Origin of the sequence: Candidatus Chlorobium masyuteum (assembly GCF_011601315.1) — a bacterium.
Taxonomy (GTDB): Bacteria; Bacteroidota; Chlorobiia; order Chlorobiales; family Chlorobiaceae; genus Chlorobium; species Chlorobium masyuteum.
In genome coordinates, this window is record NZ_JAAORA010000007.1 from 1 (window position 1) to 22939 (window position 22939).

The following is a 22939-nucleotide window of genomic DNA, read 5'->3' on the forward strand; positions in this document are numbered from 1 at the left end:
AGTAGTGCAGAACAAGGTACTCAGGCATCGTAACCGTTACGGTGGTTGTTCCCGACTGGGTTACTGCTGCTTCGGCTGATTTTGGCATTGCGCTCATAGCGAGAAGTGCTGCACCCAAAGCTATAGTTCTGATTGTTTTAAGGTGTTTCATGGTGTTGCTCCTTTTGGTATGGCCGTTTGTTTTAATTTCTCTGCATGTAATGCATCAACTACCGTGCCAAAAAGATTTCCGGCAAACAATTCCGGCTTCCCATATCGCCCGGTAACCGTTGCTATCTCATTGTTTTGTGTAATATTGCAGATAAAAAAAATCCTGTTTTCAGGTGAAAAAGCACTCAATTGCTCTCCGCCAGAAACCGCGGGTTCAGGCGCAATAATGGAGGAGCGGTTGTCTCATATTGTGATTTGGATGGTTTAATGAGACGCGAAGTGAGATTATGAGACGGAAGATGTTATCCCGGGCCAATCTTTTTGTAAACTTTTTTGCTGCTCACTGCGGTTATGGATAGAGTGATCTATTTTGAACACTTTAAACAGATACATATCATGGCAGAGCAGTCACAATCACCGGATATCGTTAAAAATGTGGTAGGCGTTCTTTTGTTTGTACCCTCAATCGGTATACCGGTTTTCTTTGCGAGTGTGGGTATCAGGATCGCCGGTTTTCTTTTTAATACCGCAGGTTCTGTAGCGGGGGCAGTAGCAGGTCAGGTTTCAACCGTTCTCGGATCCGTATTTTGTTCAGGATCAGCCTCTAAATAAGCTCCCTGTATAGGATGAACGTAACTATTTGAGAAAAGGGTAAAAAGGGTGTACAATGCGCTCTTTTTACGTATTCACCTTTTCGTGCTTATATTTCAAAGGAAGAGCATGGATCGGTGGACAATAAAGGACTCGAACCTTTGACCTCTCGCGTGTGAGGCGAACGCTCTAACCAACTGAGCTAATTGTCCGGTGTATACAGTAAGAGTATAGGATATGAGGGCCGTTTTTGCAACGTAACCGTTAATTTTCCGCCTCCATGAGGCGAGATTACGTCATTAAGCTATATTACACACAGGCAACTATTTCTGCTGAAGCCGATTGTGCCCGGCAGTAAACCGTTCAACTATCGATATCATGGGCTTTAATATTGAGGAGATTCAGGATGCTCTTTTGCAGAGCAAGACACTCAAAGTAGCGGTTCCAACAGTTCTTCTGGCTCCGGTTGCGATGCCTTTTGTTCATGCTCTTGCAGGTCTTGCTGTTGCAGGCCTTACGGTAGCTGCCGCAGGATCGCTTATTGGAAAAGCTTCAGGAGCACTTTCTGATATGATACCTCTCGCCGAAAAGCAGGATGATGCTGAGGATTATTGAATCCTGAATCCGATCCTCTCTTTCTGAATAGTAACCGCCCCCTTGCACAAAGGGGTGAGTACTCTTTTTCCTGACACAGGCCATCCGGCTGGTATCTGGCAGTGATTTTTAACCTTGGTAAACAGACAAGCGTGCATGATGAATTGATTGCGCGTTCAGGGAAACCTTCAGTGTTACCCGGGGGTTCTATTGATGTTGTCTTGATTTTACGGTTAAAAAATATGCGGTGAGCCATGTTTGTCAGCGACCATAAACCTTCGTGTCACGGTATGCAGGCAGTTTTTCTGCTTTGTATACAACTCCTGCTCCTCTACGGGTGTGGAGGTGACAGGCTGTCGCAGGCAGTTGAGAAGCCGCGTTTTACTATTCAAAAGGAGAGTGGTATGAGTTTTAACAAGTTGACTCCTGAAGAGGAGCGGGTGATTGTGCATAAAGGAACAGAGGCCCCTTTCAGCGGGAAATATTACCAGAACAAAGAGAAGGGGAGCTATCTCTGCCGACGGTGTGACGCTCCGCTTTTTTACTCAACTCACAAGTTTGATTCAGGATGCGGCTGGCCGAGTTTTGATGATGCCATTGCAGGGGCAGTAAAAGAGATTCCTGATGCTGACGGGCGGCGAACCGAGATAGTTTGTGCCAAATGCGGGGCCCATCTCGGTCATGTTTTTCTGCATGAGGGGCTTACACCGAAAAATGTGCGACACTGTGTCAACTCGGTCTCCCTGCAATTTCAGCCGGAAGCAAAACTTGAAACAAAAACAGAGAAAGCGATTTTTGCCGGAGGGTGTTTCTGGGGCGTTGAGTACCACTTTGGCAAGGTCAAGGGGGTGCTTTCAGCCAAATCAGGTTACATTGGCGGTTTAACCGATCACCCGACCTACAAGGAGGTGTGCAGCGGAAAAACAGGGCATGCCGAGGCGGTTGAAATTGCGTTTGATCCCGCTCTGGTCAGTTATGAGACCCTTGCAAAACTCTTTTTCGAGATTCACGACCCCGGCCAGGTGAACCGGCAGGGCCCTGATATAGGAACACAGTACCGTTCGGCAGTTTTTTATGCTGATGAGGAGCAGAAACGTGTGGCCGAGAAGCTTATTGCCGAGCTGAAGACCAAAGGGTACAATGTCGTGACCACCGTTGAAAAGGCCGGAACCTTCTGGGAAGCTGAAGGGTATCATCAGGACTATTATGAAAAAAATGGACATCAGCCCTACTGTCATGTCTATCAGAAGCGCTTTTAGTGCTCACGTAGGAAATGGACAACGTGGACGACATGGACAGCGAGAAGATGGATTATCAAACCGCTCACGACGATTTATAGGGGAGCGTGCCCGGTTTTTTGGGGGAAATGGACAGTGAGGAGGAGTGGTTTCAACCCGCCTGCGATGATTTATAGCGGGTCATGTTCGGTATCTCCGGGTGCTTGAGAGATTTCATGGGGAATTTTTGTAATTTTGCGCAGGTTTTTCTAACAAGGGTTTTGCTATGAAGAATTTTCTGATGGTTACAGCCGGAAGAGTTCATACCCGCCAGATGGAATATGTGCATTGATTACCGGAAATGATCTTGTTGGTGTGTGGCGGGAGTACAAGAAATTCGATACCGGTCAACCGGCAAAGGATATCAATGCCGGTGATTTCCGGGGTTATGTTGCGGGGGTCTGTGATGTCTGTAATCGATGGCTTTTTACGACTCCGGACGGTGCAACCCAGGGTCAGGTCTGTGCAACAGTGGGGAAGTGGCTTGAAGAGCATCCTCATCGCTGGACGGAACCGGCCATGTCGCTGGTGATCGAGGCCCTCCAGGAGGCCTTTCCGTTTCGACGTGAAAAACAGAGGCGCAAGCGCTTCCTGCTGTTCTGGGTCTCCCGTCCGGACGCGCCTTGACTGCTTCCCCTTTTTTAGTAATACTGGCTCTGCGGTGCCTGCTGGAAGGCGGAATCGATATCAGCGCAGCAGCAGCCTGACGGCATCCTCAACGGTGGCGCACACCGAGTAGTAGTGCCCATGATCGGCAGTGATCATCTGCTCCTTTGCTATCCGGTCGAAAAAGAGGAGCAGCGGGTTCCAGAATCCATTGATATTGAGCAGAATGACCGGTTTGCGGTGGTGGCCGAGATGTTTCCAGGTAATGACCTCCATCAGTTCATCAATGGTGCCGAAACCGCCCGGCAGCACAAGGTAGGCTTCGCCCCATTCGGCCAGTTTCATCTTCCGTTCGTGCATGGTTTCAACCACATGCAGTTCACTCAGGCCGTAGTGGGCAACCTCGCGCTCCTCAAGAAACCGTGGGATGATCCCCTTGACGTTTCCACCGTGTTCCAGAACGGCATCGGCAACAGCTCCCATCAATCCAACCCGTCCGCCTCCGAAGACCAGACCGATTCCGTTTTGAGCCAGTTGTCGGCCAAGAGCTTCGGCGGCAGTGAAATACTCTCGCGGTGCCTGATTGCTTGAACTGCAATAGACGGTTACGGTTGAGGTCATGGGAGGCTAATAGTTTAGGGTGGTGCTGTCATCCGCACGCCGGTAGACATAGGTTTTCGGATCCTCTATTTTTTTGACCGAATAGCTTGCTGAAGCTCTCTCCCAGAGATCGGTGTCTTCGGCGTAATCAAGCGGCCTGAAGCCTCTCAGCGCTGAAAAGAGCTCTTTTTTTCCGAAAAAAGTGCCGCCAAGAGTACACTCCCTTATGTTGATCAGTTTACCGGGATTTTTGCAGTCCCGGACCATGATGGTGTCGTCACAGAGATAACCACCGGTGATCAGGTCAATCTCCGGCAGACGGGAGATGATCTCCATCCTTGTTTCAAGATGTTCAGGGAGATAGTGATCGTCACTGTCAAGAAAGGTGATATAGCGGCCGAATGATGCCTGGATTCCGGCATTGCGTGAGAGTGCGGCTTTGCGGTTACTGTGTTTCAGATAGCGGATATTTGCATACTTCCGGATAAACGGGTCGAGCGTTTCTCCGGTGTTGTCTGAACTGCCGTCATCAACAATGATGAGCTCCCACTCTTTGTATGACTGTGCAATAACACTCTCTACGGCAGTTTCGAGGTGACGGGCACGGTTAAAGGTTGCCATGATGACCGAAATTTCAGGCGTGAAGCTGAATCTCATGGTTTTGCAGCTTTTATGGCAAAGGCACAGACAAGCATGCCGGCAACAAGGAAGTTCTGTGCTATGGCGTTATAGCGCACGTCCATGGTGGAGGGTGAGCGGACAAGGCTGAACTGCAAAAAAAACTGGGGAATAACGAGCAGGGCAACGATGAGTGCATAGCTGTTCTGACCGACAAGCAGCATGTAGAGAGCGGCAAGAAGCTGCCCGAGATTGATCAGGATTGCCGCAATGAGAGCTGCCCGGGTTTCGCCGAATACAACAGGAAGGGTTCTGATGCCGACCTGCCGGTCACCTTCAATGGACTTGAAGTCGTTGATGGTCATGGTCCCGGTGCTTGAGAGTGTGAAGAGCGCAGCCACGATAAGGGAAGGCTGAAGCGATGTGAGGGTCAGGTTCGGGTTATAGGCGATCTCTCCGGCTATCCAGGGAATGATCAGGTAGGATATGGCGACAATCGAGTTACCAGCCCAGAGCCGTTTTTTCAGCTTGATGGGGTTGGCGCTGTAGAGGTGGGCATTGATGATGCCGATCACAACATAAAAACCGATCAGGGGATGAATCAGATATCCCGTGATGACGGAAAGTACTGACCAGAGTGCGATCAGGAAGGTGGCGTTTTTCAGCGAAATGGCCCCTCCGGGAATGGGGCGGTTGGGCTCGTTGATCTCGTCAAGATCGCGGTCAAAATAGTCGTTGAGCATCTGGCAGGTTCCGCTTGCAAGCGGGCCGGTAAGCAGCATGCCGAGCAGAAATTTTATTCCCGTAATATCATGCCATCCAAAAAAGCCGCTTGAGACAGCTCCGCACAGAAAGCTCCACATGACCGGAATCCAGGTGACCGGCTTGAGGAATCTGATGAAAAGAGCAAGTTTTGAAAGAGGTTCAGTCGAGCGAATGACGGGCGCTACCGACTTGCGGCTGTGGAGTGAGTTGAACAACCCTTTATCGGGGCTTCTCTCCACTCTGTTGTGTTTTGACCGAAACTCGCTCACCCTGTTCGCTTTATGATTAGTTGAAATCCATTCTTCGCAAAAATAACAGGTAAAACTTAAGAAGCGAAGCAGATAAGATAAATAATCAAACGAAGAGACTGTTTCAGTCACCCTGAAAGCTGTTTTGAGACCACTTCGGCTTATGAAGCAGAACCCTGTTCATCTGTTCAGTCGTCAGGCAGAAAGATGCTGCAGGCACTACAGGCTTTTCCGGCAGTTGTGGTGCAAGGAGGGCGTTGGGGTAGGTTTTCCTGTTTCTGTATGCATATAGATACGCAATGTATCGTGTATATATATTGCCCGTTTCTGTTGCAGTATTTTCGTTGTTATCCCGGGCAGAAATATGCGGATGTCAGCTTCTTTGCTGGAATTCCTGACAGGAGGATAAAGAAAAATCTTGGAATAAACTGTTAACTATTAGTACATTGGAGACTTCGCGGAGATAGTATGGATGTAATCCTTTCGCATCCGGATTGCTCTATATATCTCTTTCGTACCAAGTTCAAAATTATAAATCCGGTTTTCTGTAAAAGGTTAGCTGTAATAATTTGTACCCTAAGATCCCCTGCTTGTTATCTCTTGATATCTATGTCTGATGAACAACGGTCAGCCGATCATGCTTTGGGGAAGCTGTGCTGTGTTTATAGCTATTCGTGCTTGCATCTGTGTAAATCGTATAGATAAGCTCCGGGAGGAGCTCGTAAAGTCCGAAAATTAATTTTTCATAGTCCATTTAAATCCAATGTTCGGCTCATGCGTATTTTAACATTTACCGGTAAAGGTGGAGTTGGCAAAACCAGTGTTTCTGCTGCAACTGCGGTTCGGTTGTCGCAACTCGGTTATCGTACCCTTGTCCTTTCCACTGATCCTGCGCACAGTCTTTCGGACTCTTTCAACCTCCCGCTTGGCGCCGAACCCACCAGGATTACGGAAAACCTGCATGCCATTGAGGTTAATCCATACGTTGATCTCAAGGAGAACTGGCAGTCGGTACAGAAGTTCTATACCCGCATATTTATGGCCCAGGGTGTCTCCGGGGTCATGGCCGATGAGATGACCATCCTTCCCGGTATGGAAGAGCTCTTTTCCCTTCTGAGAATCAAGCGTTATAAGGCTTCAGGTCTTTATGACGTGCTGGTGCTTGATACCGCTCCGACCGGAGAAACGCTCCGGCTCCTCTCCCTTCCCGATACCCTTGCATGGGGTATGAAGGCGGTGAAAAATGTTACAAAATATATTGTCCGGCCGCTCAGCAAGCCGCTCTCAAAGATGTCTGACAAGATTGCCTACTACATTCCGCCTGATGAGGCTATGGATTCGGTTGATCAGGTCTTTGATGAGCTGGAGGGTATTCGCGAGATTCTGACTGATAACCAGAAGTCCACGGTGCGTCTCGTCATGAATGCGGAGAAGATGTCCATCAAGGAGACCATGAGGGCACTTACCTACCTGAACCTTTACGGTTTCAAGGTCGATATGGTGCTGGTCAACAGGCTTCTTGATACCAAGGAGAACAGCGGATATCTGGAGAACTGGAAAACTATACAGCAGAAGTACCTTGGCGAAATCGAGGAGGGCTTTTCACCCCTTCCGGTTAAAAAGCTCAGGATGTATGAACAGGAAATTGTCGGTCTGAAGGCGCTTGAGCAGTTCGCAAAGGATATGTACGGCGATACGGATCCTTCCGATCTCATGTATGATGAACCACCGATCAAGTTTGTTCGTAACGGCGATATCTATGAAGTGCAGCTGAAGCTCATGTTTGCCAATCCTGTCGATATTGATGTATGGGTTACCGGTGACGAGCTCTATGTGCATATCGGCAACCAGCGCAAAATTATTTCACTGCCGATCTCACTTACCGGACTTGAACCAGGCAATGCTGTTTTCAAGGACAAGTGGCTGCATATTCCTTTTAATCTTAATAATCATGAGCAGACCAGGCATAAGAAGGAGTATAACAAGGCTCTGAATTGATTGATTCCGGGCCGAAGCAGGCGGGCTATTGCGCCCGATAAGTATGAGTGATCGTTGTTCTGGCAATGTTGTTTATTGAATTACAACCGATATAAAAGATCTCAAGCATGAGTAACCCAGTACCGCACAGCAAAAAATCACTCAGGCTGCTGCTCGTTGCCCCGAAAGGAAGAAAAGACTCAAAATCAAATCAGAAGCCGCTGTTTAATATGGCGCTCGGAGTACTGGTGAGTCTGACGCCGGAGCACCATCATATTGAGATTATCGATGAGCATTTCGGTGATACGGTCGATTACAGTCAGAAATATGACGTTGTTGGCATAACGTCGCGAACGATCGATGCGAAAAGGTCCTACGAAATTGCGGACGAGTTTCGTAAAAGAGGTCAGAAGGTCATTCTCGGAGGGCTGCATGTCTCCTTCAATGCCGAAGAGGCAGCACCCCATGCCGACACGCTTGTCTGCGGTGAAGCCGAGAACCTCTGGCAAACCATCCTTGATGATGTTGCCTCGAACACACTCAAAGCCAGCTACAACTCCAAAGACTTTCCACAGGTTCAGGAGATCGTTCCTCTTGATTACGAGCGTATTGCCAAAGCCTCCAAACGCACAAAGGTGGATGGAACAAAATCCATTCCGATCTACATCACCAGAGGGTGTCCATTCGAGTGTTCGTTTTGCGTTACCCCGAACTTTACCGGCAAGCTCTACCGGGCTCAGAAGCCTGAAGATCTGATAAAGCAGATTGAAACCGCAAAGCGGGTCTTTTTCAAGGCCAAAGGAAAATCATCCAAGCCCTGGTTTATGCTTTGTGATGAGAACCTTGGTGTCAGCAAGAAACGGTTATGGGAGACACTGGACCTTATCAAGGAGTGCAACATAAACTTCAGTGTGTTCTTCAGTATCAATTTTCTTGAAGACAAGGAGACCGTAAGAAAACTTGTAGCAGCAGGCTGTATTATGGTGCTTGTCGGCTTTGAGTCGATAAAACAGAGTACGCTTGAAGCCTACAATAAAGGGCACGTCAACTCCGCCGATCAATTTGCCCGTCTTATTGAGGAGTGCCGTCAGGCAGGACTGAATGTGCAGGGCAATTTTCTTGTCAATCCCGATCTCGACAGCTATGAGGATATGGATGACCTGGTGAAGTTTGTCAGCAAGAACAATGTCTTCATGCCGATATTCCAGATTATCACCCCCTATCCCGGCACCTCGATGTACTGGGAGTACAAGAACAAGGGACTGATTACCGATGAGGACTGGGATCGTTACAACGCCATGAATCTTGTAATCCGCTCGGATAAATATGATCCGGTCGAGTTCCAGCACAAATTCATGACCAGTTACTATAAAGCATACACCTGGAAAAATATTGCCAACAGAGTGAGGCGAAATCCCTATAAACTGCTGAATCTTATCACCAGTCTCGCATTCAGAAAAAACCTGCGAGAACAGCTTGATACGTTTGAAGAGTTGCATCATATCAAGGATAAGCGCTGAATGGATTCGTTCAGCCATCACAGAGCAATGACGGCAATGAAGAAGTTATTATTGTAAGCACCACTATTTTTCAACTTATTATCCGCCCCTGCAACATGAATGACATTGAGTTACTGAAACAAAATCACAGGGCTAATGAACTTATTTTCAAAGGTCTTGTAGAGTTTGGCTGTTTCAAGGCCGCTCTTGAGCTTGATCTTTTTACTCACCTTGCCGGTGAGGCGCAAGATACGGCAACACTTGCTTCTGCAGCCGGGGCAGTACCGCAAAGACTCGTTATGCTGCTTGAAGCCCTTCGTCAGATTGGTATTACCACGGAATCCGGGGGCAAATGGAGCCTGACTCCATCAGCAAGAGAGATGTTTGTTCTGAATCCGGAGCATCCCAATCTCTATATGATTCCTGTAGCGAAAGCGATGGCAAATCTTGCTGATACATTCTATCTGCAAATGGCAGATGCGGTTAAAGGCAAGATTAACTTCAAGGCAGAAGTTGCTTATCCACCGGTAACGCGAGCAGATAACTGGTATTTTGAAGAGATTCATCGCAGCAATGCCCATTTTGCCATAAAGCTTCTTCTTGAGGAGGCAAACCTTTCAGCGACAAAAACTCTTGTTGATGTTGGCGGCGGTATCGGTGATATTTCAGCAGCTCTTCTGAAAAAGTATCCGCAGCTTGACTCCACCATTCTTAATCTTCCCGGTGCAATTGAACTGGTTAATGAAAATGCAGCAGAAAAAGGTGTAGAGGGTCGTCTCAGGGGTGCAGCCGTGGATATTTACAAGGATGCATACCCGAAAGCTGATGCGGTGATGTTCTGCCGTATTCTCTATTCCGCCAATGCGCAGTTGACTGATATGATGTGCCGAAAAGCTTTTGATGCCCTTCCTTCCGGCGGCAGACTGCTCATTCTCGATATGATTATCGATGATCCTGAAAGTCCGAACTTTGATTATCTGAGTCACTATATCCTCGGTGCAGGTATGCCGTTTTCAGTTCTTGGTTTCAAAGAGCAAAGCGCTTATCAGGGTATTCTTGAGCATATCGGCTTCAGCAATGTCCGCATTGTCAGAAAGTATGATCAGCTTCTGTGTGAAGCGGTTAAACCCTGATAAAACAGCAGAGGCGGCCTTTCATTGATGGAAAGCCGCCTTTTTTGTTCCCGGTAGTCCTCAAAATTACGTATATTCACCACCGTTTCTCTTTTGACAGAATTTCTTTTGAACCGTGTTCTTCCATGCTTCATTACAAAACATATGAGTTGGATGACCCCAAAGCTCCCTGGGTGGTGTTTGTACACGGAGCGGGCGGCAGCTCTTCGATATGGTTTCTGCAGATAAAGGAGTTTATCCGTCATTTCAACGTTCTGCTTGTCGATCTCCGTGGTCACGGAAAGTCAAAAGGCATGGCCCTGCACAAGGAGGATCGTCACTACGACTTTGAGGATATCACCCGTGATATCATAGAGGTGCTTGACTCACTGAGGATTCAGAAAGCCCATTTTATCGGTATCTCGCTTGGAACAATTCTTATTCGCAATCTCAGTGAAATAGCTCCCGAAAGGGTATCATCCATGGTGATGGGCGGAGCGATTATCAGGCTCAACATCCGGGCAAAGGTACTGGTTACCCTTGGCAACACCTTCAAGCGTGTTGTGCCCTATATGTGGCTCTATCGTTTTTTTGCGTGGATCATCATGCCGAGCGAGCGCCATAAAAAGTCGAGGCTGCTCTTTGTCAATGAAGCCAAGAAAGTTGCGCAGAAGGAGTTTATGCGCTGGTTCCGTCTGACCAATGAGATAACGCCGCTCCTGAAATATTTTGAGGAAAAGGATACCGCGATACCGACACTCTATCTCATGGGCGATGAGGATCACATGTTTCTTCCTGCCGTTCGCTACATCATAACCCGCCACACCAATTCATGGCTTGAGGTGATCGATAATTCCGGCCATGTCTGCAATGTTGACCAGCCTCTGGAGTTTAATACCCGTGCGATACATTTTTTGAAAAAGATGTCCTCCACAGATGCGTTGACAGCAACTGCGCAACTCCGCCTGGCTACCTGCTGAAACCACCTGCGGTTGCTCTGAACTTTCCGATGGCGTTAATCCGGAATAGCTCTATCCTCTGACTCCGGTATTCCTGACTGAGTTTCCGGGTTTTGCATGATATCTTCAGCCTGTTTCAGTACTGCATCCACAACAAAAAGCCCGGCTCCTCCGACAAGAATTCCTGCAATTCCGTGAAGCGCTATCGGTACGCCAAGAGGTGTAAGCAATAGAGCGCCACCTACCCCTGCCGCTTCTTTAAGCATAGAACTCCTTTATATTTACCGTGACGGTTGCACGTTAGTAGAGACCTCTGAAAATAATCTATTTCACCATCATGGTGACCTTCCGGTCATCTACAGAGGAATATGTATTCAGAGGGTAATATAAACTGCTCTCCTGTCAGGTTCAAGAGGAGGATGGAAAAACCGCTCATGATCTCCTCCCGGCTTGATCCACTGTCTTGGGTTCAAAGCGGAGTGGAGAGAATTTCTGCCGTTTTCGATGTTTTCTGCTCTCTTCAATGTAGATTTAAAGTTGGGGAATGATTTTTTGCATGGCGCAATTGAAGCCTGGCTAAAAACGGTAGCAACTTTTTTTAAGGGATATGAGGATTTCTCTTGAGCCGGTTACGCTCCATGACAGGGAAGCGATTATTGACATATTCAATTTCTATACGGAGTCGGGTTTTGCTGCATATACCGGGAGCCCGCTCTCTTATGAAATGTTCGAATCATTTGTGCAGTTTTCATCGGGATACCCGGCAGTCACCGCCCGGGATGAGTCCGACATTGTCGTTGGTTTCGGAGTGCTTCGCCCCTACAGCTCAATTCCGGCATTTTCCTCTACGGCTGAACTTACCTGCTTTCTGAAACATGGATATACCGGCAGAGGGATTGGAAAACATATTCTCCACTGCCTTGAGCAGAAAGCGCAGGGCATGGGTATTACCTCGATTCTGGTGAGCATCTCGTCCCGTAACCCCGGCAGTATAGCTTTTCATCGAAACAACGGGTTCAGGGAGTGCGGCAGGTTGACGGGAGTCGGAGAGAAAAGAGGGGTGAGGTTTGATGTGGTATATTGTCAAAAAATGATCTGAACAGGGGAAGCTCACGACAATAAACAGAGCCTCCTTTTGTAGCTATTTTTACCATTCGTTTATGATGATCGATACCCATACGATGCTTGCTTTTTTTTCGACCGCGATAATTCTTGCCCTCTCTCCCGGTCCTGATAACCTTTTTGTTATGGCCCAGGCTGTGCAGAACGGGCGTAAGGCCGGTGTTTTTGTGACCTTTGGTCTTGCCACCGGTCTTGTTGGTCATACCGTTGCGGTGGCGTTAGGGCTTGCGGCACTTGTCAACTCTTCGGCGTTTGCCTTCACTCTCCTCAAGTATATTGGAGCAGCTTATCTCATCTATCTTGCATGGCAGGCTTTCCGGGCCGGAGGATCAACGGCGGAGAAGCGAGACGTTCCTCATTTTTCAAAGGGAGAGCTCTACAGAAGGGGGATTGTCATGAATCTCACCAATCCGAAGGTCTCACTCTTTTTTATGGCTTTTCTCCCGCAGTTTGTCGATCCGGCAGGAGGCTCCGTGACGATGCAGTTTTTTCTGCTTGGAGGGCTCTTCATTCTGGCAACCATACTTGTTTTCGGAGCAATAAGTATGCTTGCCGGAGGGGTGGGGGAGCGTTACCGAAACTCTCCCGGTGCTCAGAGCGTTGTAAACAGAGTTGCTGCTGCACTCTTTGTCGGCCTTGCCCTCAAGCTTGTGCTGACGGAGCGGTAACCGGGAACGCAGCCCTGCAAGCAGCCCGTGAAGCAATCAGATTCTGAAGAGAGCTTATGTAACCAACCGTTGATTCCATGCGCCACATTCCACTCATACCGCTGTCGGAGCTGCCCGAGAATACGCATAAATCGGTCCGGTCCGACAACCATACCATTGTGTTGTTTCATTATGAGGGCAGGGTTACCGCACTCGGGAACAGCTGCATTCATGAGGGTGGAGATCTCAGTCAGGGATCCATTCAGCGGCTCGAAGACGGAGAGCTTTATATTGTATGCCCCTGGCATGGCTGGCAGTACAGCCTGAAGAGCGGCAAGGCGCCTCAGGGCTACGGGGACCGTCAGGCGCTTTATGACGTGATTGTCGAGAACGGCATGATCATGGTTTCAGAAGAGCCCTCCAGAGAGGCTTTCAGGGCAGCTCATGATGTTGATCCTCTGGCCGATCTGCGAAAGATGGAGTATCAGACCACAACGAGGAGTCTCAATGTGCTCGGTATTTCCACGACCAATATGAATCGTGATCTGCCTCGTCCCTCCACTTCCGAAACGGCTCTGCAGAGTGCGCTCGATTTCGCGGCATCGGAGTTCGGCGCGGCAACAAAAATGATCAGAATCCGTGACTTTGATTTCCGCCATTGCGAAGGGTACTACAGTCGTCATGAAAATGCCTGTACGTGGCCCTGTTCCATATCGGAAATGGATCCGGAGGACGGGATGAATGCGGTTTACCGTGCCATGGTGTTGTGGGCGGATGCGGTTATTCTTGCTACTCCTATCCGCTGGGGTAACGCATCCTCACTGTTTTACAAAATGGCTGAACGACTCAATACCGTTCAGAACCAGATAACCATACATGACAGGGTGCTGATAAAAAACAAGGTTGCTTCGTTCATTATAACCGGGGGACAGGATAATGTGCAGGGCGTTGCGGGCAATCTCAATGCGTTTTTCAGTGACCTCGGTTTTACCTTTCCGCCGTTTAATTTTGTCGGATGGAGCCGAGGGTGGATTGCCGAAGATACTGAAAATAATTACAACACCTTTTTCAAAAGCCGCTATGTAAAACGCTCCGTCAAAGAGCTGGTGACCAACACGCTTCATCTGGTCATGCAGATAAAGGGCATGGATGTTAGCGATCTTCATACCCCGAAACCAAAAATATCAGAAGCCGGAACTCTTTCGGAATAACTCCTGTAAATCAGCTTCTCACTTCGGAATATTCCGGAAAGAGTTGTTTATTAGTACTTAAATTCGTACAATTATTGGTACAGATAATAGTACTATTTATGGTTTTATATGGGAAGTATCAATCTTGAGGAAGATATAAGGCCGTTGTCGGAGTTTCGCGCAAACACAGCATCACTGGTGAAGCTGGTCAAGAAGACCGGACGACCGCTGGTGCTTACGCAGCATGGCAAAAGTACGGTTGTACTGCTTGATGTCCGCCAGTACCAGTCAATGGTATCAAGTATCGAGCTTTCCGAGAGTGCCGGTGCCGCAAAGCGCGGGTTGATAACTGAGGGGATAAAAAAAAGCAGGTGATTATTTGTGATAAAATAACGGGATTCAGGGTTTGGATATGTACCTTCGGATGAAGTGATTATGCTTTAGAGAGGTTTTTTTACTCCGGTTGACAGTAATTACAAGAATAGTAGACCACTTTCGATGCAAGAACAATCTTCGACAGCCGCAATTTGCCGTCCATGGACGCCGCTTTCCCGTAAAAGCAGGAAACATCTTCCCGTCAGAGCGAGGGTTTTAGCTCTCGGAATCTGCCTCTTTGCCTTTACGGCTTCCATAGCACTCCCTGCATTGCTCCATGCAGAGCCCAATGGTTCCTACCAGATACAGGCTCCGGTAGACTCCTATATTGTCAAGGATTTATGCAGCTCAAGAGTGGTGATGGCAAAGGATATTGACCGGCCGGTCTCTCCTGCAAGCCTGACCAAGATTCTGACCTGTATCATGGCGATTGAAAGCGGAAAGCTGGATCAGGATGTGGTGATTACCCGTGAGTCCACAAATGTAGAGCCATCAAAAGCGGGCTTCAGGGTTGGAGAGCGAATCAGGCTTCTTGATCTTGTCAAGGCGGCCATGGTCAATTCAAGCAATGATGCTGCTTTTGCCATTGCGATCCATCTCTCCGGCAGTGTTGATGCCTTTGTCGCTTCCATGAACTCCAGGGCGAGAGCGATCGGGATGAGGAATTCCCGTTTTACCAACCCGGCGGGTTTTGATAAAGGGATTTATGCCGGTAACACCTCAACGGCTGGAGATTTGTTGTGTTTGACGGAATATTCGGTCAGGAATCCTGTTTTTAATGCCGTAGCGCGCCTTGACCGTGCTGTTTTTGTTGAGCAGTCTACCCGCAAGGTCTACTCCCTTAAAACGCACAACAAGCTTCTGGGCAGATATCCCTATGCAGTCGGAATCAAAACAGGCTATACCGGCAGGGCCGGAAGATGCCTGATCGGTCGTGCCATCAAGGATAACCGGGATATTCTTCTGGTTATGCTGAATTCAAGGACGGATCGCTGGAATGTTGCCGCAGAGATGTTTGATCGGGCGCTGCTCATCCAGAGGGAGGAACCGGTTCTGATTGCACGCGCCTCTTTTCCTCCCGCAGAGCGGGCGGTGAGAGCCGATGCAGGAGAGCGTAAAATAGCGCATGCGTCAAGGTTGCATAACCGGAAAACCAGAAAGGGTGCGGCTGTAGTTGCTGCTTCGGCTAAAAAATCAAAGAATCATGCCCGGCATGCAGTAGCCCTGACAAAATCGCTCAAAAAGTCAAAACAGCACACGGCTCTCATAGCCAAATCCGGAAAAAAGATGAAAAAGGGAGATCCGGTTGTTGCAAAATCCGGCGTGAAGCAGAACCGGAAAGCATTGGTTGCAGCAAAATCTGCCGGGAAGTCGAAGTTACGTGATCTGGCGATTACGAAAAGGGGAAGAAAGCTCGACAGAAAAGGGATTTCTGCAACGAAATCTGCGGGAAAGCTCAAAAAGCGTGATCTTGCGCTGTCAAAATCCGCGAGAAAAAAACAGACAGAAAGTTGATTTTTTACGATAACGCAGAAGGTGCAAAAAATGATCAAGCATATTGTGATGTGGCAGCTTAAGGATGCTGCGCATGGAAACGACAGTCAGACCAATGCCCGGCTGATACAGGAGAAGCTGGAGGCGTTGCGGGGGAGAATTCAGGGGATGCTTGCCATTGAGGTTGGTCTGGATTTCAGTCGAAGCGAGAGCTCGGGTGATGTTGTGCTCTACACTGAATTTGTTGACCGGCAGTCGCTTGATGCCTATCAGATCCATCCTCTGCATCAGGCATTGAAGCCGTTTATCGGTGAGGCGTCCCGGGAACGGAGGGTTGTGGATTACGAGATCTGATTGCCTGTTTTCTGGAGGGAACGGAGCGGAAAATAAAAAAGCGGAAGGTGTGAACCATCCGCTTTTTTATTTATTGAACTTCCTTTTATCGCTTATCCCTGAACGATTGCGTCTGAAGGGCAGACAGCTGCACAGGAAGGTGAATCAGAGTAACCTGAGCATTCCGTGCAGGTAGCGGCATCGATAACATAAAGGTCATCGCCGGCAGAAATTGCAGTAACAGGACATTCCGGTTCACAGGCTCCGCAGTAGGTACATTCTTCAGTAATGTAGAGTGCCATATTAAGTTCCTTGCTTGTTAATGTTTTGAAAACTATGAAAGAACGATTCGGGTCAATTTCGAATAATATAAGATTTTTTTATCACCTCAAAAAAAACGCACCATCCCTTAAGGTTTTATTTTGGCTGTAGATGGTCTCTTCTGTGTTTTTTTTGTGGTTTGTTTCCTCTTCAGACCTTGATGATGCAGTCTACAGGGCAGACCTGGACGCAAGCCGCTTCATCATGAAAGCCGATGCAGTCCACACAGGTCGTCTCATCAATAATATAGGTGTCATCTCCCGCAGTGATAGCATTGACCGGACATTCAGGTTCGCATGCTCCGCAATAGGTGCACTCTTCGGTGATTCTGTGTGCCATTTTGTTTCTCCTCGTTTACTGTTATTGAAAAAATCAGGCAGGGATCTTCAGACAGTTGGCCTCACCCGGATCGGTTACATTCGTTTGAACCGGCCAGGGTATAAGAAAGTTCCACCCTGAAGCGCTCTTTTTACGGGCTGACGTGCTATTTCTGCTCATGTATTTCGTAAGCGTTGATGATATCGCGAACAAGCCGGTGACGAACAACATCGGATTTGTCAAGATAGACAAAGCTGATACCCTTGATATCCTTCAGTACTTCCGGCGAATTGGTGAGTCCCGAATCAGATTGTTCGGGCAGATCAATCTGGGTGACGTCCCCCGTAATGATCGCTTTTGAATTGAGACCAAGCCTTGTCAGACACATTTTCATCTGCTTGTTCGAAGCGTTCTGGGCTTCATCAAGAATAATGAAGGCATTGTTGAGTGTTCTGCCCCGCATATAGGCAAGAGGAACAATTTCTATGATTCTTTTTTCGGTGAGCATTTTGAGCTTTTCTGCAGTCAGCATATCCTGCAGGGCATCGTAAAGCGGCCGAAGATAGGGATCAATTTTCTGGGCGAGATCACCGGGAAGGAACCCGAGGCTTTCACCCGCTTCCACGGCCGGCCTGGCAAGAACAATTCGCTTGACACTTTTGGATTTCCATGCCGCTACGGCTATGGCAACAGCGGTGTAGGTTTTTCCGGTACCCGCCGGACCGATGGCAAACACAATATCATTTGTTTTTGCTTCTGCGACCATTCGCCGCTGTCCGTTGGTTTTTGCCCTGACGACATAGTCGGCTGTTGCGACAATGATATCTTCATCCGCCAGATGTCCGGGTTTCATCTCCGGAGCCGGTGACGAGGCAAGCGTGATCAGCATGTTCAGGTCATTGTCAAGCACTTCGCCGTGCTTGTCGGCCAGAAACTTCATCTCGCTGAAAATCTTCTCGGTTACAGCAATCTCTTCGGGCTTTCCCTTGAGTGTGATTTTTGTTCCCCTGGCGGTGATGAGCAGATCGGGAAATTCCGCCCTTATTTTTTTCAGGTGGGCATCATATGGCCCGAAAAGAATGACCGGCTCAATACCCTGGATCTCGATGATTTTTTCTTTGGTCAATGTGAAGGGTAGTTAGGCATTATGAATTGGTTTTCGCGAGATCAAGCCAGGGGTTGTCGGCAGCGAGATAGTGCTGTACATACTCTTTTACGCCCTCTTCAAGCGAGGTGAATGGTTCATGGTATCCGGCAGAGCGCAGCCGGGTCATATCGGCGCAGGTGTAGTACTGGTATTTGTCGCGAAGGGTTTCGGGCATCGGCGTGTAGTTGATGACGGGCTCCTGGCCGAGAGCCGAGAATGTTGCTTTTGCAAGATCGAGAAAGCTCCTTGCTGTGCCTGTTCCGACGTTGAAGAGTCCGGTTGCTGAAGGGTTGTCGAGCAGCCAGAGCATGATCCGGGTGCAATCCCTGACATAGACAAAGTCTCTCAGTTGCTCGCCGTCACGATAGTCAGGGCGATGTGACCGGAAGAGCTCTACCGATCCTTTTTCACAAATCTGATGATATGCCTTGAAAACGACGCTGCTCATATCCTGTTTATGATACTCGTTCGGTCCGTAAACATTGAAAAATTTGAGTCCCGCGGCATGGGTGAGAATGCCGTTGGCATCTGCCCACCGGTCGAACAACTGTTTGGAGTAGCCGTACATGTTCAATGGCCGGAGCCTGTCAATTTCCGCAATATTGTCAGAGTATCCGTTGGAGCCGTCACCATAGGTTGCCGCACTTGATGCATAGATCAGCCTTGTATCATGAGCCATGCAGTATGAGGCCAACTTTTTTGAATAGCCGTAATTGTTGACCAGAAGGTGGTCGGCATCGGTTTCGGTGGTAGAGCTGTTTGCACCCATGTGGATGATGGCGGAAATATCCCTGAATGCACCGCTCTCCAGCAGGTCGGGAAAAAGGTCTTTCTGGATGAAATCTGCAAAGTGAAGCCCGGAGAGATTGCGCCATTTATTTGTCGTCGTCGAGCCAAGATCGTCAACAATGATGATATTCTTTTCACCATAACGGTTGAGTTCCCAAACCATGGCACTGCCGATAAATCCCGCTCCGCCGGTGAGAATAATCATAGGGTAAAAGAGATTGAAAGGTGCAGGAAAAGCAAATATAAAGAGGCTTGTCCAAAAACAAAAGGCCGCCAGGGATTTAAGCGGCCTTTCACAGGAGGGAGGAGGGTGTTGATTATGCGGAAACTTTCATCATGGTATCATTGACAAGCAGTTTTCGTCCACAGAGAAGCCATAACCTTATGGTCTCAACAGGTTTGCCGACAATTTCGGAGATCTGGCGGTGTTGAAGGCCGGATATTTCACTCAGGAGTACGGAGAGCTTGATGTCTGCCGACCACTGTTTCAGTGAATCGAGGAGATGATGCTGTTGCGTGCAGGGTGCATCAGGGATACAGAAATCAGCATACTGACCGAACCGCTCAACATAGCATTTCCTGAAGGTTCTGAGCAGGTCGCTCTCTTTTGTCTCTTTGTTTGCAGAGCGATAGGTAAGGTTGACAAGGTCTCGCGACTCATCCTCACTGCCGGTCATCCAGTAGGCAAGGCTATATATGTCATTGAGCAGGTCGAGGGGTGTTTTTTTTATGCGGTTCATGATTGCTCCTTGAAATAAGATTAATTTTATCTTGAATTAATTTATAAAAAAATTGAGGATTGTCCAGCTTTTTTTCATGAATTCTGTGAAAAAGATGTTTTTTTGTATGAGTAGTGCAAGCGTTGTCCATATAAGGAGATCGCTCTGCAATTTTTCCTCCTTTACCCATTCACCGCAACAATATTTTGTGCCCTATGCAGAACGATATACAGCGCCTTCTTAATCCCGCATTACAGAATATTGCGACATACCGCGTAGAGGGGGGGCAGCAGGCCGAGGTCAAGCTGAACCAGAATGAGAGCCCTTTTGATGTGCCGATGTGGCTCAAGGAGGAGATTCTCGGTGCGTTTCAGAAGGAGTCATGGAACCGGTATCCTGATATTTTGCCCTACCGGGGTATGCAGGCCTACGCTGATTTTCTCGGGGTTGCACCGGAGTGTGTGATGATGAGCAACGGCTCCAATGAGATGCTCTATACCATCTTTCTTGCCTGCCTCGGTCCGTCAAGGAAAGTGCTGATTCCTGAGCCCTCATTTTCACTGTATGAAAAAATCGCCCTGCTCTTGCAGTCCGGCATTGTCCGGGTGCCGATGCAGTCCGGTCTGGATTTTGACACGGAGGCTATCATCCGGGCGGCCCGGGATGAGGCTGTTCATTTTATTGTGCTCTCTACACCAAACAATCCTACCTCCAAATCACTCGCTCTGGAAGATGTCCGCCTGATTGCGGAATCATGTGACGCCATTGTCCTTGTTGATGAGGCCTATATCGAGTTTTCCCGTCAGCGTTCCGCTCTTGAACTGATTGATGAGCTGCCTAATGTTGTGGTGCTGCGCACCATGTCGAAAGCGCTTGCTCTTGCAGGAATCCGGATTGGTTTTGCGATTGCCAACCCGGCCCTGATGGCTGAGCTTGCAAAACCGAAAATCCCCTTTGCTTCAGGCAGGCTTCAGGAGATCACCATCGAGCGCGTTCTTGCAAACTACTCTCTGGTCACCGATGCGGTATCCTATATTCTGCATGAACGGGCACGACTCTACAGTGAGCTTCTTTCAATTGATGGTGTTGAAGCGCTGGAGAGTGATACCAATTTTCTGATCATCAGGGTTCCGGATGCAGGTTCGGTTTTTCAGGCTCTTCAGAAGGAGGGCATTCTGGTAAGAAATGTTTCCGGCTATCCGATGATGAAAAACTGCCTGAGATTCAATGTCGGTCTTGTTGATGAAAACCGTGCGTTAATCGAAAAACTCCGTTCGATTTGAGCATGCAGGGGTTCAGAAAGCTGCATGGCTCGGAAATGAACCGTCTGAGCCCGGAAGAGTATGCCGGAGCCCCGAAACACCCGATTTATCTGATGCTGCACAATATCCGCAGTATGTGGAATGTCGGCTCAATGTTCCGGACAGCTGATGCTGCCGGAATTGAGAAAATGATTCTTTCGGGTTATACAGCCACACCACCGAGAAAAGAGATTGATAAAACCGCACTCGGAGCCCAGGATAGTGTTACATGGGAGTATCAAGCCGACCCGCTTGTGGCGCTTCTGGAATTGAAGCGTGCAGGGGTGAACATCTGCGGTCTTGAGATTACGGAAGGAAGCCGTCCCTATAGTGCGCTCACTCCCGGTGATTTTCCGCTCTGCCTTGTTGTGGGTAATGAGGTTGACGGCCTTGAAAACGAGGTGCTTGAGCTCTGTGATGAGGTTCTCGAGATTCCGCAGTTCGGTACCAAGCATTCGCTTAATGTCGCTGTGGCATCAGGGATAGCTCTGTTTGAGTTTGTGCGTGTTATCCGGAGTGGAGTGTAACTTTTTACAGGGTGCCCTTGTTCTCTTTTTATTGAGGCTGCAATGTTTTAACACGGTTCCTCCATGCTTCATTACAAGACATACGAGTTGGATGATCCCGATGCATCATGGGTGGTGTTTGTCCATGGAGCCGGCGGGAGTTCTTCGATATGGTTTTTGCAGATCAAGGAGTTTATACGGTATTTCAATGTCCTGCTGGTTGATCTTCGGGGTCACGGCAGGTCGAAAGGTATGCTGCCTCACAAGGAGGAGCGTCATTACGATTTTGAGGATATCACCCGTGACATTATCGAAGTGCTCGACTCGCTCAATATCCGTAAAGCCCACTTCATCGGTATCTCGCTTGGCACCATTCTTATCCGCAATCTCAGTGAAATCGCTCCGGAGCGCGTAACCTCAATGGTTTTGGGTGGAGCGATTCTCCGGCTCAATATCCGGGCGAGGGTACTTGTTGCCCTCGGCAATATGTTCAAGCGGGTTGTGCCCTATATGTGGCTCTATCGTTTTTTTGCATGGATCATCATGCCGAGCCCGCGTCATAAAAAGTCGCGCCTGCTCTTTGTCAATGAGGCCAAAAAGGTGGCGCAGAAAGAGTTCATGCGCTGGTTCAGGCTGACCAATGAAATATCGCCGCTCCTGAAATATTTTGAGGAGAAGGATACCGGAATTCCGACGCTCTACCTGATGGGCGATGAGGATCACATGTTTCTGCCCGCTGTACGCTACATCATTACGCGGCACACCAATTCATGGCTTGAGGTGATCGGCAATTCCGGTCATGTCTGCAATGTCGATCAGCCGGCCGAGTTCAACAGCCGGGCGATACTGTTTTTGAAAAAAATATCTGCGGGTATTCTGCCTGAGCCGGCGGTGCTTCGATGTGCCTCCTCCTGAAGGAGCTATACTGCCGGTTTGTTGAAGTGGTTCATGGCATGATTGATACCGTTCACGGCGAAATCAAGCGCGGCATCCCGGCATACCGGAAGTACACCCGCCATAACCGATCGCTCCTCTTCACTGAATTTTCCAAGCACGAACGACGAAAAAGAGCCCAGAGGCTGATCCTGAGGTTTGATACCTATTCGCAGACGTGCAAACTCATCACTTCCAAGAGATTCGATAATATGTTTCAGGCCATTCTGTCCACCCGCTGATCCTTTGGATCGAAGGCGTATTGATCCTGACGGAAGATTCAGATCATCACAGATCACCAGGATATCGCTCGCTGCGATTTTATAGAAATTCATGGCAGCTACAACCGCGTGGCCGGAGAGATTCATGTAGGTCATCGGTTTGATAAGGATGACCTGCTCTTTTTCATGCCGGATTTTAGCCGCAAGGTATTTGCCTTTACCGGCACTGAATCCTTCCTGAAAAAAATCAGCGATTTTTTCCACAGCTTCAAAGCCGATATTATGGCGGGTTCCTGTGTAGCGGGATTCAGGGTTTCCAAGACCGGCAACAAGTTTCATGGCGAAGAAGCGTAAATCGGTAAGTGATTTTGGTTTACAATTGGACTGTATGCCAATTGCCGACGGAATGAATATAAGAGAGGCCGGGCAGAATCTGTAATAACCAATCATTTTTTGAGCCGGAAACAGAGAGAATTCGGGAAGATCAAAAATAGCGGGGAAGAGCTAAGAAGTTCTGCGAAAAGGTA

28 protein-coding genes and 1 tRNA gene are annotated in these 22939 nt (G+C 48.5%); 17 read left to right on the forward strand and 12 right to left on the reverse strand.

Annotation, left to right across the window (positions count from 1 at the left end; translation table 11 throughout):
- The first annotated feature begins 546 nt into the window (after positions 1 to 546).
- Entirely contained in the window at positions 547 to 762 is a 216-nt protein-coding gene (locus G9409_RS10325) for a hypothetical protein (RefSeq protein ID WP_166808686.1), read from the forward strand.
- Between the two features lie 117 nt (positions 763 to 879).
- Here G9409_RS10325 and G9409_RS10330 read toward each other — a convergent pair.
- Positions 880 to 953: transfer RNA gene (locus tag G9409_RS10330), tRNA-Val, on the reverse strand.
- Positions 954 to 1119: 166 nt separating this feature from the next.
- Between G9409_RS10330 and G9409_RS10335 the strand changes: the two genes are divergently transcribed.
- From G9409_RS10335 to G9409_RS10345, 3 genes are all read left to right on the forward strand, one after another.
- Entirely contained in the window at positions 1120 to 1356 is a 237-nt protein-coding gene (locus G9409_RS10335) for a hypothetical protein (RefSeq protein WP_166808687.1), read from the forward strand.
- Positions 1357 to 1739: 383 nt separating this feature from the next.
- Positions 1740 to 2594: a bifunctional methionine sulfoxide reductase B/A protein gene (locus tag G9409_RS10340; protein WP_235923308.1), complete on the forward strand. Its 855-nt coding sequence runs from the start codon at positions 1740 to 1742 to the stop codon at positions 2592 to 2594.
- 306 nt (positions 2595 to 2900) lie between these two features.
- Positions 2901 to 3239: a Rap1a/Tai family immunity protein gene (locus tag G9409_RS10345; RefSeq protein ID WP_166808689.1), complete on the forward strand. Its 339-nt coding sequence runs from the start codon at positions 2901 to 2903 to the stop codon at positions 3237 to 3239.
- A gap of 60 nt (positions 3240 to 3299) precedes the next feature.
- On the opposite strand, the gene G9409_RS10350 is transcribed toward G9409_RS10345, so the two are convergent.
- From G9409_RS10350 to chlG, 3 genes are read right to left on the reverse strand one after another with little or no spacing between them, the layout of a single operon-like run.
- Positions 3300 to 3839 carry an LOG family protein gene (locus G9409_RS10350; RefSeq protein ID WP_166808690.1) on the reverse strand — a complete coding sequence of 180 codons (540 nt, stop codon included), beginning with the start codon at positions 3837 to 3839 and terminating at the stop codon, positions 3300 to 3302.
- Between the two features lie 6 nt (positions 3840 to 3845).
- Positions 3846 to 4475: a glycosyltransferase family 2 protein gene (locus tag G9409_RS10355; protein ID WP_166808691.1), complete on the reverse strand. Its 630-nt coding sequence runs from the start codon at positions 4473 to 4475 to the stop codon at positions 3846 to 3848.
- The gene (gene chlG / locus G9409_RS10360) at positions 4472 to 5440 is read right to left on the reverse strand and encodes a chlorophyll synthase ChlG (RefSeq protein ID WP_328700141.1); all 969 of its coding nucleotides are present in this window, start codon (positions 5438 to 5440) and stop codon (positions 4472 to 4474) included. The genes G9409_RS10355 and chlG overlap by 4 nt, the downstream gene beginning before the upstream one ends.
- Before the next feature lie 783 nt (positions 5441 to 6223).
- Between chlG and G9409_RS10365 the strand changes: the two genes are divergently transcribed.
- The 4 genes from G9409_RS10365 (at position 6224) to G9409_RS10380 (ending at position 11017) form a co-directional block, all read left to right on the forward strand.
- Positions 6224 to 7447, forward strand: coding sequence for a TRC40/GET3/ArsA family transport-energizing ATPase (locus G9409_RS10365; protein WP_166808693.1), 1224 nt, complete (start codon positions 6224 to 6226; stop codon positions 7445 to 7447).
- A gap of 107 nt (positions 7448 to 7554) precedes the next feature.
- Positions 7555 to 8946, forward strand: a complete 1392-nt coding sequence (locus tag G9409_RS10370) for a B12-binding domain-containing radical SAM protein (protein ID WP_166808694.1) — start codon at positions 7555 to 7557, stop codon at positions 8944 to 8946.
- Between the two features lie 95 nt (positions 8947 to 9041).
- Entirely contained in the window at positions 9042 to 10058 is a 1017-nt protein-coding gene (gene bchU, locus G9409_RS10375) for a bacteriochlorophyllide d C-20 methyltransferase BchU (RefSeq protein WP_166808695.1), read from the forward strand.
- 125 nt (positions 10059 to 10183) lie between these two features.
- Positions 10184 to 11017, forward strand: coding sequence for an alpha/beta fold hydrolase (locus tag G9409_RS10380; protein WP_166808696.1), 834 nt, complete (start codon positions 10184 to 10186; stop codon positions 11015 to 11017).
- 35 nt (positions 11018 to 11052) lie between these two features.
- On the opposite strand, the gene G9409_RS10385 is transcribed toward G9409_RS10380, so the two are convergent.
- Positions 11053 to 11262, reverse strand: a complete 210-nt coding sequence (locus tag G9409_RS10385; protein ID WP_166808697.1) for a hypothetical protein — start codon at positions 11260 to 11262, stop codon at positions 11053 to 11055.
- A gap of 341 nt (positions 11263 to 11603) precedes the next feature.
- On the opposite strand from G9409_RS10385, the gene G9409_RS10390 reads away from it, so the two are divergent.
- The 6 genes from G9409_RS10390 to G9409_RS10415 all read left to right on the forward strand — a co-directional run bounded on the left by G9409_RS10390 (position 11604) and on the right by G9409_RS10415 (position 16178).
- Entirely contained in the window at positions 11604 to 12095 is a 492-nt protein-coding gene (locus tag G9409_RS10390; RefSeq protein ID WP_166808698.1) for a GNAT family N-acetyltransferase, read from the forward strand.
- Positions 12096 to 12159: 64 nt separating this feature from the next.
- Positions 12160 to 12786 carry a LysE family translocator gene (locus G9409_RS10395; protein WP_166808754.1) on the forward strand — a complete coding sequence of 209 codons (627 nt, stop codon included), beginning with the start codon at positions 12160 to 12162 and terminating at the stop codon, positions 12784 to 12786.
- A gap of 77 nt (positions 12787 to 12863) precedes the next feature.
- Positions 12864 to 13976 (forward strand): Rieske 2Fe-2S domain-containing protein, encoded by a 1113-nt coding sequence (locus tag G9409_RS10400; RefSeq protein WP_166808699.1) that lies wholly within the window; start codon positions 12864 to 12866, stop codon positions 13974 to 13976.
- Between the two features lie 108 nt (positions 13977 to 14084).
- On the forward strand, positions 14085 to 14330 hold the full coding sequence (locus tag G9409_RS10405; protein WP_166808700.1) for a type II toxin-antitoxin system Phd/YefM family antitoxin: 246 nt from the start codon (positions 14085 to 14087) through the stop codon (positions 14328 to 14330).
- A 123-nt stretch (positions 14331 to 14453) separates the two neighbouring features.
- Positions 14454 to 15845, forward strand: a complete 1392-nt coding sequence (locus G9409_RS10410; protein WP_166808701.1) for a D-alanyl-D-alanine carboxypeptidase family protein — start codon at positions 14454 to 14456, stop codon at positions 15843 to 15845.
- A gap of 30 nt (positions 15846 to 15875) precedes the next feature.
- On the forward strand, positions 15876 to 16178 hold the full coding sequence (locus tag G9409_RS10415; protein WP_166808702.1) for a Dabb family protein: 303 nt from the start codon (positions 15876 to 15878) through the stop codon (positions 16176 to 16178).
- 92 nt (positions 16179 to 16270) lie between these two features.
- On the opposite strand, the gene G9409_RS10420 is transcribed toward G9409_RS10415, so the two are convergent.
- The 6 genes from G9409_RS10420 to G9409_RS10440 all read right to left on the reverse strand — a co-directional run bounded on the left by G9409_RS10420 (position 16271) and on the right by G9409_RS10440 (position 19472).
- Entirely contained in the window at positions 16271 to 16459 is a 189-nt protein-coding gene (locus G9409_RS10420) for a 4Fe-4S binding protein (RefSeq protein WP_006366506.1), read from the reverse strand.
- 169 nt (positions 16460 to 16628) lie between these two features.
- Positions 16629 to 16817: a 4Fe-4S binding protein gene (locus G9409_RS10425; RefSeq protein WP_166808703.1), complete on the reverse strand. Its 189-nt coding sequence runs from the start codon at positions 16815 to 16817 to the stop codon at positions 16629 to 16631.
- 33 nt (positions 16818 to 16850) lie between these two features.
- Complete coding sequence (locus G9409_RS12125) at positions 16851 to 16976, reverse strand: hypothetical protein (RefSeq protein ID WP_268896869.1); 126 nt, start codon at positions 16974 to 16976, stop codon at positions 16851 to 16853.
- Positions 16963 to 17922 (reverse strand): PhoH family protein, encoded by a 960-nt coding sequence (locus G9409_RS10430; protein WP_006366504.1) that lies wholly within the window; start codon positions 17920 to 17922, stop codon positions 16963 to 16965. Before G9409_RS10430 ends, G9409_RS12125 begins: the two co-directional genes overlap by 14 nt.
- 19 nt (positions 17923 to 17941) lie before the next feature.
- Positions 17942 to 18937, reverse strand: coding sequence for an ADP-glyceromanno-heptose 6-epimerase (rfaD, locus tag G9409_RS10435; protein WP_166808704.1), 996 nt, complete (start codon positions 18935 to 18937; stop codon positions 17942 to 17944).
- A 112-nt stretch (positions 18938 to 19049) separates the two neighbouring features.
- Positions 19050 to 19472: an RNA polymerase subunit sigma-24 gene (locus G9409_RS10440; protein WP_166808705.1), complete on the reverse strand. Its 423-nt coding sequence runs from the start codon at positions 19470 to 19472 to the stop codon at positions 19050 to 19052.
- 194 nt (positions 19473 to 19666) lie between these two features.
- On the opposite strand from G9409_RS10440, the gene hisC reads away from it, so the two are divergent.
- The 3 genes from hisC (at position 19667) to G9409_RS10455 (ending at position 22173) form a co-directional block, all read left to right on the forward strand.
- On the forward strand, positions 19667 to 20734 hold the full coding sequence (gene hisC, locus G9409_RS10445; RefSeq protein ID WP_166808706.1) for a histidinol-phosphate transaminase: 1068 nt from the start codon (positions 19667 to 19669) through the stop codon (positions 20732 to 20734).
- Between the two features lie 2 nt (positions 20735 to 20736).
- Positions 20737 to 21279, forward strand: a complete 543-nt coding sequence (locus G9409_RS10450; RefSeq protein WP_166808707.1) for an RNA methyltransferase — start codon at positions 20737 to 20739, stop codon at positions 21277 to 21279.
- A gap of 63 nt (positions 21280 to 21342) precedes the next feature.
- Complete coding sequence (locus tag G9409_RS10455; protein ID WP_166808708.1) at positions 21343 to 22173, forward strand: alpha/beta fold hydrolase; 831 nt, start codon at positions 21343 to 21345, stop codon at positions 22171 to 22173.
- A 5-nt stretch (positions 22174 to 22178) separates the two neighbouring features.
- Here G9409_RS10455 and pth read toward each other — a convergent pair whose 3' ends face one another.
- On the reverse strand, positions 22179 to 22751 hold the full coding sequence (gene pth / locus G9409_RS10460) for an aminoacyl-tRNA hydrolase (RefSeq protein WP_166808709.1): 573 nt from the start codon (positions 22749 to 22751) through the stop codon (positions 22179 to 22181).
- Between the last annotated feature and the right edge of the window lie 188 nt (positions 22752 to 22939).

Excerpts from the sequence above, each read along its gene's own strand:
- G9409_RS10325 (WP_166808686.1), top strand. The coding sequence starts at position 547 with ATGGCAGAGCAGTCACAATCACCGGATATCGTTAAAAATGTGGTAGGC.
- G9409_RS10335 (WP_166808687.1), top strand. The coding sequence starts at position 1,120 with ATGGGCTTTAATATTGAGGAGATTCAGGATGCTCTTTTGCAGAGCAAG.
- G9409_RS10340 (WP_235923308.1), top strand. The coding sequence starts at position 1,740 with ATGAGTTTTAACAAGTTGACTCCTGAAGAGGAGCGGGTGATTGTGCAT.
- G9409_RS10350 (WP_166808690.1), bottom strand. The coding sequence starts at position 3,839 with ATGACCTCAACCGTAACCGTCTATTGCAGTTCAAGCAATCAGGCACCG.
- G9409_RS10355 (WP_166808691.1), bottom strand. The coding sequence starts at position 4,475 with ATGAGATTCAGCTTCACGCCTGAAATTTCGGTCATCATGGCAACCTTT.
- G9409_RS10365 (WP_166808693.1), top strand. The coding sequence starts at position 6,224 with ATGCGTATTTTAACATTTACCGGTAAAGGTGGAGTTGGCAAAACCAGT.
- G9409_RS10370 (WP_166808694.1), top strand. The coding sequence starts at position 7,555 with ATGAGTAACCCAGTACCGCACAGCAAAAAATCACTCAGGCTGCTGCTC.
- bchU (WP_166808695.1), top strand. The coding sequence starts at position 9,042 with ATGAATGACATTGAGTTACTGAAACAAAATCACAGGGCTAATGAACTT.
- G9409_RS10380 (WP_166808696.1), top strand. The coding sequence starts at position 10,184 with ATGCTTCATTACAAAACATATGAGTTGGATGACCCCAAAGCTCCCTGG.
- G9409_RS10385 (WP_166808697.1), bottom strand. The coding sequence starts at position 11,262 with ATGCTTAAAGAAGCGGCAGGGGTAGGTGGCGCTCTATTGCTTACACCT.
- G9409_RS10390 (WP_166808698.1), top strand. The coding sequence starts at position 11,604 with ATGAGGATTTCTCTTGAGCCGGTTACGCTCCATGACAGGGAAGCGATT.
- G9409_RS10395 (WP_166808754.1), top strand. The coding sequence starts at position 12,160 with ATGATCGATACCCATACGATGCTTGCTTTTTTTTCGACCGCGATAATT.
- G9409_RS10400 (WP_166808699.1), top strand. The coding sequence starts at position 12,864 with ATGCGCCACATTCCACTCATACCGCTGTCGGAGCTGCCCGAGAATACG.
- G9409_RS10405 (WP_166808700.1), top strand. The coding sequence starts at position 14,085 with ATGGGAAGTATCAATCTTGAGGAAGATATAAGGCCGTTGTCGGAGTTT.
- G9409_RS10410 (WP_166808701.1), top strand. The coding sequence starts at position 14,454 with ATGCAAGAACAATCTTCGACAGCCGCAATTTGCCGTCCATGGACGCCG.
- G9409_RS10415 (WP_166808702.1), top strand. The coding sequence starts at position 15,876 with ATGATCAAGCATATTGTGATGTGGCAGCTTAAGGATGCTGCGCATGGA.
- G9409_RS10420 (WP_006366506.1), bottom strand. The coding sequence starts at position 16,459 with ATGGCACTCTACATTACTGAAGAATGTACCTACTGCGGAGCCTGTGAA.
- G9409_RS10425 (WP_166808703.1), bottom strand. The coding sequence starts at position 16,817 with ATGGCACACAGAATCACCGAAGAGTGCACCTATTGCGGAGCATGCGAA.
- G9409_RS12125 (WP_268896869.1), bottom strand. The coding sequence starts at position 16,976 with ATGAGCAGAAATAGCACGTCAGCCCGTAAAAAGAGCGCTTCAGGGTGG.
- rfaD (WP_166808704.1), bottom strand. The coding sequence starts at position 18,937 with ATGATTATTCTCACCGGCGGAGCGGGATTTATCGGCAGTGCCATGGTT.
- G9409_RS10440 (WP_166808705.1), bottom strand. The coding sequence starts at position 19,472 with ATGAACCGCATAAAAAAAACACCCCTCGACCTGCTCAATGACATATAT.
- hisC (WP_166808706.1), top strand. The coding sequence starts at position 19,667 with ATGCAGAACGATATACAGCGCCTTCTTAATCCCGCATTACAGAATATT.
- G9409_RS10450 (WP_166808707.1), top strand. The coding sequence starts at position 20,737 with ATGCAGGGGTTCAGAAAGCTGCATGGCTCGGAAATGAACCGTCTGAGC.
- G9409_RS10455 (WP_166808708.1), top strand. The coding sequence starts at position 21,343 with ATGCTTCATTACAAGACATACGAGTTGGATGATCCCGATGCATCATGG.
- pth (WP_166808709.1), bottom strand. The coding sequence starts at position 22,751 with ATGAAACTTGTTGCCGGTCTTGGAAACCCTGAATCCCGCTACACAGGA.